The sequence below is a fragment of the Pseudomonas lactucae genome (genome assembly GCF_016937615.1).
GTDB lineage: Bacteria > Pseudomonadota > Gammaproteobacteria > Pseudomonadales > Pseudomonadaceae > Aquipseudomonas > Aquipseudomonas lactucae.
On sequence record NZ_JAFHKI010000137.1, the window covers coordinates 1 to 10189 of the forward strand.

The 10189-nt window shown below is 61.1% G+C and carries 8 protein-coding genes and 1 pseudogene; 3 read left to right on the top strand and 6 right to left on the bottom strand.

The window, feature by feature from the left end:
• Positions 1 to 56 precede the first annotated feature (56 nt).
• The 3 genes from JWR98_RS22875 to copC form a co-directional block, all read right to left on the bottom strand.
• On the bottom strand, positions 57 to 1319 hold the full coding sequence (locus tag JWR98_RS22875) for an OprD family porin (RefSeq protein ID WP_078802230.1): 1263 nt from the start codon (positions 1317 to 1319) through the stop codon (positions 57 to 59).
• 181 nt (positions 1320 to 1500) lie between these two features.
• Positions 1501 to 2358 (bottom strand): copper homeostasis membrane protein CopD, encoded by an 858-nt coding sequence (gene copD, locus JWR98_RS22880; RefSeq protein ID WP_078733797.1) that lies wholly within the window; start codon positions 2356 to 2358, stop codon positions 1501 to 1503.
• A 3-nt stretch (positions 2359 to 2361) separates the two neighbouring features.
• On the bottom strand, positions 2362 to 2727 hold the full coding sequence (gene copC, locus JWR98_RS22885; protein WP_205491268.1) for a copper homeostasis periplasmic binding protein CopC: 366 nt from the start codon (positions 2725 to 2727) through the stop codon (positions 2362 to 2364).
• Positions 2728 to 2843: 116 nt separating this feature from the next.
• Between copC and JWR98_RS22890 the strand changes: the two genes are divergently transcribed.
• The gene (locus JWR98_RS22890) at positions 2844 to 3464 is read left to right on the top strand and encodes a TetR/AcrR family transcriptional regulator (RefSeq protein WP_003174837.1); all 621 of its coding nucleotides are present in this window, start codon (positions 2844 to 2846) and stop codon (positions 3462 to 3464) included.
• Positions 3465 to 3567: 103 nt separating this feature from the next.
• On the opposite strand, the gene preA is transcribed toward JWR98_RS22890, so the two are convergent.
• The 3 genes from preA to hydA form a co-directional block, all read right to left on the bottom strand.
• Positions 3568 to 4842 carry an NAD-dependent dihydropyrimidine dehydrogenase subunit PreA gene (preA, locus tag JWR98_RS22895; protein ID WP_003174836.1) on the bottom strand — a complete coding sequence of 425 codons (1275 nt, stop codon included), beginning with the start codon at positions 4840 to 4842 and terminating at the stop codon, positions 3568 to 3570.
• Complete coding sequence (locus tag JWR98_RS22900) at positions 4842 to 6209, bottom strand: FAD-dependent oxidoreductase (RefSeq protein ID WP_205491270.1); 1368 nt, start codon at positions 6207 to 6209, stop codon at positions 4842 to 4844. The genes preA and JWR98_RS22900 overlap by 1 nt, the downstream gene beginning before the upstream one ends.
• Before the next feature lie 157 nt (positions 6210 to 6366).
• Entirely contained in the window at positions 6367 to 7806 is a 1440-nt protein-coding gene (gene hydA / locus JWR98_RS22905; RefSeq protein ID WP_205491272.1) for a dihydropyrimidinase, read from the bottom strand.
• A 593-nt stretch (positions 7807 to 8399) separates the two neighbouring features.
• Here hydA and JWR98_RS22910 point away from each other — a divergent pair.
• Positions 8400 to 9887: an NCS1 family nucleobase:cation symporter-1 gene (locus JWR98_RS22910; RefSeq protein ID WP_078733789.1), complete on the top strand. Its 1488-nt coding sequence runs from the start codon at positions 8400 to 8402 to the stop codon at positions 9885 to 9887.
• A 49-nt stretch (positions 9888 to 9936) separates the two neighbouring features.
• A pseudogene (locus tag JWR98_RS22915) lies at positions 9937 to 10189 on the top strand (Zn-dependent hydrolase); the annotation flags it as partial.

A 10189-nucleotide genomic window follows, 5' to 3' on the forward strand; every position in this document is an offset into this window, starting at 1 on the left:
GTCGAATCGTCGCACCGCCTTCCCACAGGGATTTTCTGGGGCTGGGGGACTGAGTTCTACAACAGCGAGATTGGATAGCTGATAAAAATCCGGTTCTCGTCAAACTCGTTGGTGCTGAAATCCCGACGCAGGGTCGAGTTGCGCCATTTCACGTTGAGGTTCTTCAACGCGCCGCTCTGCACGGTGTAGGCCAGTTCCGATTCGCGTCCCCACTCCTTGCCGTCGGTGATCGCCCCGGTGTGCACGTTGCTGCCGCTGATATAGCGGTTCATCAGGGTCAGCCCCGGTACGCCGAGTACCACGAAGTTGAAATCGTGGCGCACCTGCCAGGATTTTTCCTTGGCGTTGTCATAACTGGAGTTGTAGCTGTCGTTGGCCAGGGTGCCGCCGCTGGTGCCGTTGACGCGCATCCACACGCTGTCGCCGGTGAGTTTTTGCAGGCCAACATAGAAGGTGTTGCCGCCGTATTTGGCCGAAAGCAGGGCGAAGGCGGTCTTGTTGTCGAGGTCGCCGGCCAGGGCGCTGCCGTCTTCCTTGCCGCTGAAGAAGCCGAGGTTGGCGCCCAGGGTCCAGTCACCCACGGGTTGGCTGTGGGTCAGATTGACGTAGCGCTGTTGGTAGATATCGCTGAGTTCGGCGTACCACAGGCCGACCTGGGTGCGTTTGTCGTTGAAGCTGTATTCGCCGCCGCCGAAGTTGAAGCGGTCGGAGGTGAACGCGGCTTTGCCGTTCATGAACATGTCTTCCATGCTCGCGTCGTTGCGCGGGCTGTTGCCACGGAACTGGCCGCCGTAGAGGGTCAGGCCGGCAATCTCGTTGGACGTCACCTGGCCGCCGCGGAAGGTCTGGGGCAGGGAACGGCCATCGTCGGAGCGCAGGATCGGCAGCACCGGCATCCATTCGCCGACTTTCAATTCGGTCTTCGACAGCTTGGTCTTCAACGCCACGCCCAGGCGCCCGAAGTTATCGGCGGGACGGCCGTCGTCGTGGATCGGCAGCAACTGGGTGCCACCGGTGCCTTTGCCGCCATCGAGCTTCTGCGAATACAGGCCCAGCACATCCAGCCCGAAACCCACGGTGCCTTGGGTGAAGCCGGACTTGGCGTCGAGAATGAAACTTTGCGTCCACTCTTCAGCCTTGCCCTGGGCGTTGGCCGGGTTGGTGAAATTGCGATTGAAGTAGGCGTTGCGCAGGTTGAGCGTGGCCTTGGCGTCGTCGACAAAACCTTCGGCATGCGCGCCGAGAGGCAGGGTGAAGGCCAGGCTGCCGAGGCCGATAAGGCCCAGGCGTGAGGAGGAATTGCGGACGAATTGACTCACAGCGGTGCTCCCTTCTGTTTTGTTGTTTTTATTATTTGTTATACGTCGTCGTACAACATTGGAGGGGATATTTACGGGGTTTCCGTGGAGTGTCAAGCGGAAGTTATACGATGACTAAATGTGAGATGACCTAAAGTGGGCAGGCTCAATGGGTTGGATTCAAACTTGAGATCGGTGAGATTCAGCCAGCCAGGACCATCGGAGGCAAGGTGCCAAGCACCGAAACGGCGGCTACCGCGCAAACACCCAGCCCCCATTCCAGCATCACACTGGTCTTCAGGGCGGCGAGGCGCTGCTCGCACTGCTCCAGGCGCAACCGGTTCAGCAAGGCCAGCGCCACCATGCCCAGCACCAGCATCACCTTGATCAACAGAATCAGCGCAAACCCGCTGAACAGCGGCGTGGGCCACAGTTGTCCGGTGAGCACGCGCACGTTGATCAGCCCGGTGACCAGCAGGCCGGCAACCAGGCCATAGCCCACACCGCTGAAGCGCCGCAGGATCGGCGCCAGCGCAAACCCGGGCATTTGCTTGAGGATCAACACCAGCAACAACAACCCACCCAGCCATGCACCCACACACGCCAGGTGCACCACTTGGTTGAGGATCAGCAGTTGCCCGCTCAGCCCGTCGAGCATCGCGCCATGGCCGACCGGGGCCAGGGTCATCAGCAACAGCGCAAGCAACGGCAGGCGCACGGCCGGCCAGGGTTTGATCAGCGCGATCACCAGCAGCAGGTTCAGCAGCAAGTGCCAGATCCACACCTGGCCAAAAAAGGTCTTGCCCAGCACCAGTTGCACCGTGGCCGGTTGCAGCGCTGCATGCCAACTGCCGGCCATGCTCGCGGTGATCAACAGCAGCCATGCCACGCCGGAAATCAGTGCCACCCAGGCCAGGTTGCGGGTGATGCACAGCAGTTGCCGGTCCAGCTTCGGCTGCGGCGTGCCCCCCAAAAGCCAAGGCCTGAAGGCACAGGCCCCGAACATCAGCAGCACCACGATGAAATGCACGAAGCGGCACAGCACCAGCAGCGTCGCCATCGGTTATTGGCCAACCTTGAAGCTGTACTCACCATTGCTCTTGTGGGTGTCGACCGAGACGGCGTTCCACACGACTTTGTAGTTGCCGGCTGCCAAAGGCGCGGCGGGCGTGACCACCAGGACTTTCTTGTCGGCGTCCGGTGTTTCCAGGCCCTTGATGGCGATTTCGGTGCCATCCTTGCTCAGCGACACCTTGGTGAAGGTGGCCTCGACGCCTTCGCTGAAAGTCAGGCGCAGATCCTTCGGTGCGGCGCCGCTGCTGTCGGCCGCCGGCGTGGCGCTTTTAAGGTCGGCATGGGCAAACACCGCCGAAGCGCCCAGCAGCGAGGCGAGCAGGGCGACGGTGGTGAGGGATTTCTTGATCAACATCGTTCAATACCAATCAATGGGCAGGAGCGGGCAGTGTACGAAGTTTCAGCTGCGCCTGTCGCCCCGATCTAGAGCGGATGGTAGTCTCTGAGCCAAGTTGTTATCAGGGAGCCCTTATGGGCAATCACAAGATCGGAATTCGTCGGGTCAACGTCGAGAAAATCCTGCTGGCGGCGGAGAAGGTCTTCGCCGAGAAAGGCTATGGCAGCACCGCCATGGCCGACATCGCCAAGGAAGCGCAGCTGCCGCGCTCCAACCTGCATTACTACTTCACCACCAAGAGCGAGCTATACAGCGCGGTGCTGTTCGACCTGCTCGATGTGTGGAAGCAGGATGCCTTGAGCTTCGAAACCTTCGATGATCCCCGTGTGGTGCTCAGCAGCTACATTCGCGCCAAGATGCAGCGCTCGCGCACGCGGCCGTATGGTTCCAAAGTCTGGGCCAACGAGATCATCCACGGCGCGCCAACGCTGGGTGAGGCATTGGATGAGAGCCTCTACGACTGGGCCAAGATGAAAGAAGCGAAAATTCGCCAGTGGGTGGAAGACAAACGCATCTCGCCGGTGGAGCCGTCGAGTCTGCTGTACATGATCTGGGCCTCGACCCAGCACTATGCCGACTTTGATCACCAGGTGAAGATCTTGAACGATCACCAGCCGTTGTCGGATATGCAGTTCGAGAGGGCGATACAGACCGTGACCAGTGTGATTTTGCGGGGGATTGGGTTGGAGCCTTGAGCCTTGTGGTGAGGCTGATGGCCCTATCGGGGGCAAGCCCCTCCCACATTTGGAATGCGCTCTCCTGTGGGAGGGGGCTTGCCCCCGATAGCGATCTAACGGCCTACACAGCCTCCCGGTAAGGATTCCTCGGATCCTGCGTCCAGTTCAAAAACGGCTTACCCGTGTCCACCGGCACCATCTCGATACAGTCCGCGACCGGGCAGGTGATCTGGCACAGGTTGCAGCCCACGCATTCATCATCGATCACCTCGTAGGCATGCGTGCCGTCCGCCTGTTTCAAGCTGGCGATGGCCTGGTGCGAGGTGTCCTCACAGGCAATATGGCAACGGCCACAGCCGATGCAGGCCTCTTGATCGATCTTGGCTATCACCTGGTAGTTGATATCCAGGTACTTCCAATCCGTGGTGTTGCCCACCGCTCGCCCGGAAAAATCCTGCAGGCGGGTGTAGCCCTGACTGTCCATCCATCGCGACAGCCCATCCTTCATCTCTTCTACGATGCGAAAGCCATGCAGCATCGCCGCCGTGCACACCTGCACCGCGCCGCAACCCAGGGCGACGAATTCGGCCGCGTCGCGCCAATTGCCGATGCCACCAATGCCGCAGATCGGCAGCCCTTGGGTCTGCGGGTCGCGGGCGATTTCCGCGACCATGTTCAATGCGATCGGTTTGACCGCCGAGCCGCAATAACCGCCGTGGGTGCTTTGCGTACCGACGGTGGGCAGGGCAACCATGCGTTCCAGGTCGACACTGGTGATGGAGTTGATGGTGTTGATCAGCGACACCGCATCCGCACCGCCTCTATACGCGGCACGGGCGGCCACGCGGATGTCGGTGATATTCGGCGTGAGCTTGACGATAACCGGCAGTGAGCAATAGGTCTTGCACCAGCGCGTCACCTGTTCCACATACTCCGGCACCTGGCCCACCGCCGCGCCCATGCCGCGCTCGGGCATGCCGTGGGGGCAGCCGAAGTTCAGCTCGATGCCGTCGCAGCCGGTGGCTTGCACCAGCGGCAGAATGTTTTTCCACGATTCCTCAACGCATGGCACCATCAACGACACGATCAGCGCACGATCCGGCCAGTCCTTTTTGACCTGGGTGATTTCCCGCAGGTTGATCTCCAGGGAGCGGTCGGTGATCAGTTCGATGTTGTTGATGCCCAGCACTTCGCGGTTGGCGCCGTAGTGCGCCGAGTAGCGCGACGACACGTTGACCGCCGCCGGGTCTTCACCCAGGGTTTTCCATACCACGCCGCCCCAGCCGGCCTCAAAGGCACGGACCACGTTGTAGGCCTTGTCGGTGGGCGGCGCGGAGGCCAGCCAGAAGGGGTTGGGGGCTTTGATACCGGCGAACACAATCGAGAGATCGGCCATTACGCAGCCTCCACATTAAGCATGAGTTGAGCGTGCATGGCTTCGGCGGCCAGCTTGCCGTGTTGCACCGCCTGCACGGTGAGGTCCTGGCCGAGGCTCACGCAATCGCCGCCGGCGTAGACGCCCGCAATGCTGGTACGCAGGTGCTCGTCGACGAAGATCCGCTCGCCCACGCGGTGCAGCTGTTGGGCCAGCGGGTCGTGCAACGCGGCGTTATCGAAGCCTTGCCCGATGGCCTTGAAGATCGCATCGGCGGCCAGTTCGAAGGTTTCCCCGGTGGCACTCAGGCGACCGTTTTCCAGGCGTGTGCGAGCAAAGCGCATGCCGCGCACATGGCCGTCGTCGTCGAGCAACACTTCTTCAGGCTGGGCCCAGGTCAGCAGGCGTACCTGGTTGGCCTTGGCGATGTCCTGTTCGTGGTGCGTGGCGCCCATGTCCGCCAGGCCGCGACGGTAGACCAGATTCACATCGCGGGCCCCCAGGCGGGCCATCTGCACGGCCATATCGATGGCGGTATTGCCGGCGCCGAGCACAATGCAGCGGTCGGCCAGGGGCAGTTGGGTCAGGTCGTCGGCCTGGCGCAGCTCACGGATGTAGTCGGTGGCGGCAAGCAGGCCGGGGGCGTCTTCATGGGGCAGGCCCAGTTGCTTGCTGGCGGCCAGACCCAGGCCAAGGAACACCGCATCGAATTGCTGGTGCAGTTCGCTCAGGGTGAGGTTGCCACCCAGGCGCTGGCCGTGGCGAATGTCGATGCCGCCGATTTGCAGCAGGAACTCCAGCTCCTTCTGGGCGAAGTCGTCCACCAGCTTGTACTTGGCGATCCCGTATTCATTCAGGCCGCCGGCCTTTTCCCGTGCTTCGAAAATCACCACGTCGTGGCCGTGCAAGGCGGCGCGATGAGCGCAAGCCAGACCGGCGGGGCCGGCACCGACCACGGCGATGCGCTTGCCGGTCGGCGCGGCGCGTTGGAAGGGGTGTTCGTCAAAGTGCGCGTTGTCGATGGCGTAGCGTTGCAGCAGGCCGATCAGCACCGGGGCGCACTCTTCGGCGTTGTTGCGCACGCACGCCTGTTGGCAAAGGATCTCGGTGGGGCACACCCGTGCGCAACTGCCGCCGAGGATATTGGCCGAGAGGATTTTCTGCGCCGCGCCCTGCACGTTTTCGGTGTGGATGTTGCGGATGAACGAAGGGATGTCGATCTCGCTGGGGCACGCATTCACGCACGGTGCGTCGTAGCAATACAGGCAGCGCGAGGCTTCCAGTTGGGCCTGGCGGGCGTTGAGTGGGGGCGCCAGGTCGGTGAAATGGCCGGCGAGGGTTGCGCCATCTTCACGGGGGTGGGGGAGGTGGGTCAGGGTCTGGATCACGGTGGTGGCCTCACGGTTATTGAGGTGCTGCCTCTGATGGGCATTGTTTTTTTGTTGCCTGTGCTGGCCTCATCGGGGGCAAGCCCCCTCCCACATTTGACCGCGTTTTTCCAATTGGAATGAGATCAGTGTGGGAGGGGGCTTGCCGATGACGGTCTCAGCGTTTCACAGCAATCGGCCTGGAATGCTCCGCCCGCTTGCTCAACTGCTCGAACACCGGCGGGTACGCCGGCCGCTCCACATAGCGCCCGGCCCCGCGCTCGGCGCGCAGGTCGCCATCGGCCCACACGAGTTTGCCCTGGCTGATGGTATGGCTGGGTACGCCGCGCACGGTCTTGCCTTCGAAGATGTTGAAATCGACTTGCTGGTGGTGGGTCTCGGCGGAGATGGTCCGCGTACCTTCGGGGTCCCACAGCACCAGGTCGGCATCGGCCCCCACGCGGATGGCGCCTTTGCGTGGGTAGAGGTTGAAGATTTTCGCGGTATTGGTGGAGGTGAGTGCGACGAATTCCTGCATCGACAGACGCCCGCTGTTGACCCCTTCGTGCCACAGCAGCGCCATGCGGTCTTCGATACCGGCGGTGCCGTTGGGGATCTTGCTGAAGTCGTCACGCCCGGCGGCTTTTTGCTCGGCGCAGAAGCAGCAGTGGTCGGTGGCGGTGGTGTGCAGGTTGCCCGCTTGCAGGCCATGCCACAGCGCCTCCTGGTGCCCGCGCGGGCGGAACGGTGGGCTCATCACGTAGCCAGCGGCGGTTTGCCAGTCGGGGTGCTGGTAGACGCTGTCGTCCAGCAGCAGGTGGCCGGCGAGCACTTCGCCGTACACTGGCTGGCCCTTGGCGCGGGCGTAGGTGATTTCATCCAGCGCCTCTTTGGTGGACACGTGCACCAGGTACAACGGTGTGCCGAGGGTCTCGGCGATGCGGATCGCGCGGCTGGCTGCTTCGCCTTCGACCTGGGACGGGCGCGACAGCGGATGCGCTTCCGGCCCGGTGATGCCCTGGGCCATCAGCTTGCGTTGCAGGTGGTACACCAGCTCACCGTTTTCCGCATGCACGGTGGGCACCGCGCCCAGTTCCAGGCAGCGTTCGAAGCTGGCGACCAGGGTGTCGTCCGCTGCCATGATTGCGTTCTTGTAGGCCATGAAATGCTTGAAGCTGTTGACGCCGTGATGGCTGACCAGCTCGGCCATTTCCTCGCGCACTTGCTCGCTCCACCAGGTGATCGCCACGTGAAAGCCGTAGTCGGCCGCGGACTTTTCGGCCCAGCCACGCCATTGGTGAAAGGCCTCCATCAGCGATTGCTGCGGGTTGGGAATCACGAAGTCGATGATCGAGGTGGTGCCCCCCGCCAAACCCGCCGCCGTGCCACTGAAAAAGTCTTCGCTGGCCACGGTGCCCATGAAGGGCAGTTGCATATGGGTATGGGGGTCGATACCTCCGGGCATCAGGTATTGGCCGCTGCCATCGAGTACTTCGGTGCCGGCGGGAATATCCAGGTCCGTGCCGACGGCGCGAATCAGACCGCCCGCGCATAAAACATCGGCGCGGTAACTTTCATCATGGGTAATAACGGTGGCGCCACGGATCAACAGCGACATGTCGAGTTCCTCACAGGCTTGACCGGCTTATGCCAGTTCTAAGTGTTTTGATGTGGCGTGCCGATGAGTGGATTAATTCCTGTCATCGGTGACAGGAATAGAAACTAGCCCGAGTTTTTAGATTGGGCAAGAAGATTTTTTATAAGCTTGTCAGCATGTTAATTTATTGATTTATAAGGATAAAAAATAAAAATCACCAAAATGCGGCGTGCGTTCACCATTTTGACGCACTTGACAGGTTCCCAATATGAGCAACATTTCTTATTGCAAATCAGGTGCTTGAGATATGCCGCTTGACGGCAGTAGGAAATAAAAATAATGGTGTTGCACCAGATTGAGTCCTGACAGTTCGGGCAACTTCCACGTTATCCAGCCTGAGTGACGTCGCAAGTTCCCAAGGTGTGATCGGAAAGCTGATGGATATCAGCACGTTATATAAGCGGTGTGGGTGCGGTGGTGGTTTTCGGCACGGTTATTGAGTGCGATGCCGACTGGCCGGGCCCGTGATGTCATGTTGTTTACGAGGTACTCCGGCCACCTGCGTTAACCCCGCAGGTGAGCAAAAAATAATTCGAAAAAACCGTGGAGCGGCCATGCAACAGAACAGATCGCAAGTCATTGAACGCAACGGCCTGTACGAACTCGACGCCGGCCCCGACGTCCTCGACAGTCCTCGCTACAACCACGACATGGCACCGACCAAGGTGCACGAACGCACCTGGAACAAATGGCACATCACCGCGCTGTGGGTTGGCATGTCGATCTGCGTGCCGACGTACACGCTGGGCGGGGTGCTCACTGCGTATTTCGGGTTGTCGGTGGGCGAGGCGCTGATGGCGATCTTGCTGGCCAATATCGTCGTGCTGATCCCGCTGACACTCAACGCCTTCCCGGGCACCAAGTACGGCATTCCATTTCCGGTGTTGTTGCGTTCATCGTTCGGCATTCTCGGTTCCAACGTGCCGTGTTTGATTCGGGCGCTGGTGGCGTGTGGCTGGTTTGGCATCCAGACGATGTTTGGCGGGCTGGCGATTCACCTGTTCCTCGGGTCGATTTTCGAGGGATGGAAGGCTCTCGGCGGTACCGGGGAAGTGATCGGCTTCATGATTTTCTGGACGCTCAATTTGTGGGTGGTGCTGCGTGGCGCCGAATCGATCAAGCGCTTGGAAACCCTGTCGGCGCCGTTGCTGGTGGCAGTGGGCATTGGCCTGCTGGTGTGGGCGATGCCCAGTGTGTCGCTCAGCGAACTGATGGCGATCCCGCCCAAGCGTCCTGAAGGCGCGAGCCTCACCGGTTACTTCATGGCCGGCCTTACCGCGATGGTGGGGTTCTGGGCCACGCTGTCGCTGAACATTCCCGACTTCAGCCGTTACGCCAAAAGCCAGAAGGACCAGATCCTCGGGCAGATTTTCGGCTTGCCGCTGACCATGTTCCTGTTCGCCGCCCTCGGCGTGGTAATGACCGCCGCGTCGGTGAAACTGGTGGGCGTGAGCGTGTCCGACCCGGTGACCCTGATCGGGCATATCCAGAGCCCGGTATGGGTGGCCGTGGCGATGGCGCTGATCATTGTGGCCACGTTGTCCACCAACACGGCCGCGAACATCGTCTCGCCCACCAACGACTTCCAGAACATCGCGCCCAAGCTGATCAACCGCACCACGGCGGTGATCCTCACCGGGTTGGTGGGGCTGGTGTTGATGGGGCATGAACTGCTGAAAAAACTCGGCCTGATCGTCTCCGACGTGAGCCTGGAGACGGTGTATTCCAATTGGTTGCTGGGCTATTCAAGCCTGCTGGGACCGATTGCCGGAATCATGGTGGTGGACTACTTCATCACCCGCAAACAGCAACTGGACCTGGCCGGTCTTTACCGCGACGACGTGTACCCGGCGTGGAACTGGACGGGCTTTATCGCCTTTGGCGTGCCGGTGGTGCTGACCTTGCTGTCGCTGGGCAGCGATGCGTTCAGCTGGTTCTACAGCTATGGCTGGTTTACCGGTTCGGCGTTGGGCGGGGGGTTGTATTACGGCTTGAATGCCAAGCGTGGAGTCAGTCCGGTCGCCGCCAAATCGCCGTTGTAAAAAGTGGAATGAGTCAATCCATAAGAACATGTAGCCTGAGGAGATCCCCATGAACGCTGCCCTCGACGTTCTGCAATCGAGCCACCCGCACGTCAACCGCGACCGCTTGTGGCAGTCGCTGATGGACCTGGCCACACTCGGTGCCACGCCCAAGGGCGGTGTGTGCCGTCTGGCGCTCACCGAGCTGGACCGCAAGGCCCGCGACCTGTTTGTGCAGTGGTGCGAGGCGGCCGGCTGCACCGTGACGGTGGATGGCATCGGCAATATTTTTGCGCGCCGTCCGGGGCGCAATCCCGATCTGC

Bases quoted from the DNA above. Each gene is read 5' to 3' on its own strand.
- hydA (WP_205491272.1), bottom strand. From the start codon at position 7,806: ATGTCGCTGTTGATCCGTGGCGCCACCGTTATTACCCATGATGAAAGT.
- preA (WP_003174836.1), bottom strand. From the start codon at position 4,842: ATGGCCGATCTCTCGATTGTGTTCGCCGGTATCAAAGCCCCCAACCCC.
- copC (WP_205491268.1), bottom strand. From the start codon at position 2,727: ATGTTGATCAAGAAATCCCTCACCACCGTCGCCCTGCTCGCCTCGCTG.
- copD (WP_078733797.1), bottom strand. From the start codon at position 2,358: ATGGCGACGCTGCTGGTGCTGTGCCGCTTCGTGCATTTCATCGTGGTG.
- JWR98_RS22890 (WP_003174837.1), top strand. From the start codon at position 2,844: ATGGGCAATCACAAGATCGGAATTCGTCGGGTCAACGTCGAGAAAATC.
- JWR98_RS22910 (WP_078733789.1), top strand. From the start codon at position 8,400: ATGCAACAGAACAGATCGCAAGTCATTGAACGCAACGGCCTGTACGAA.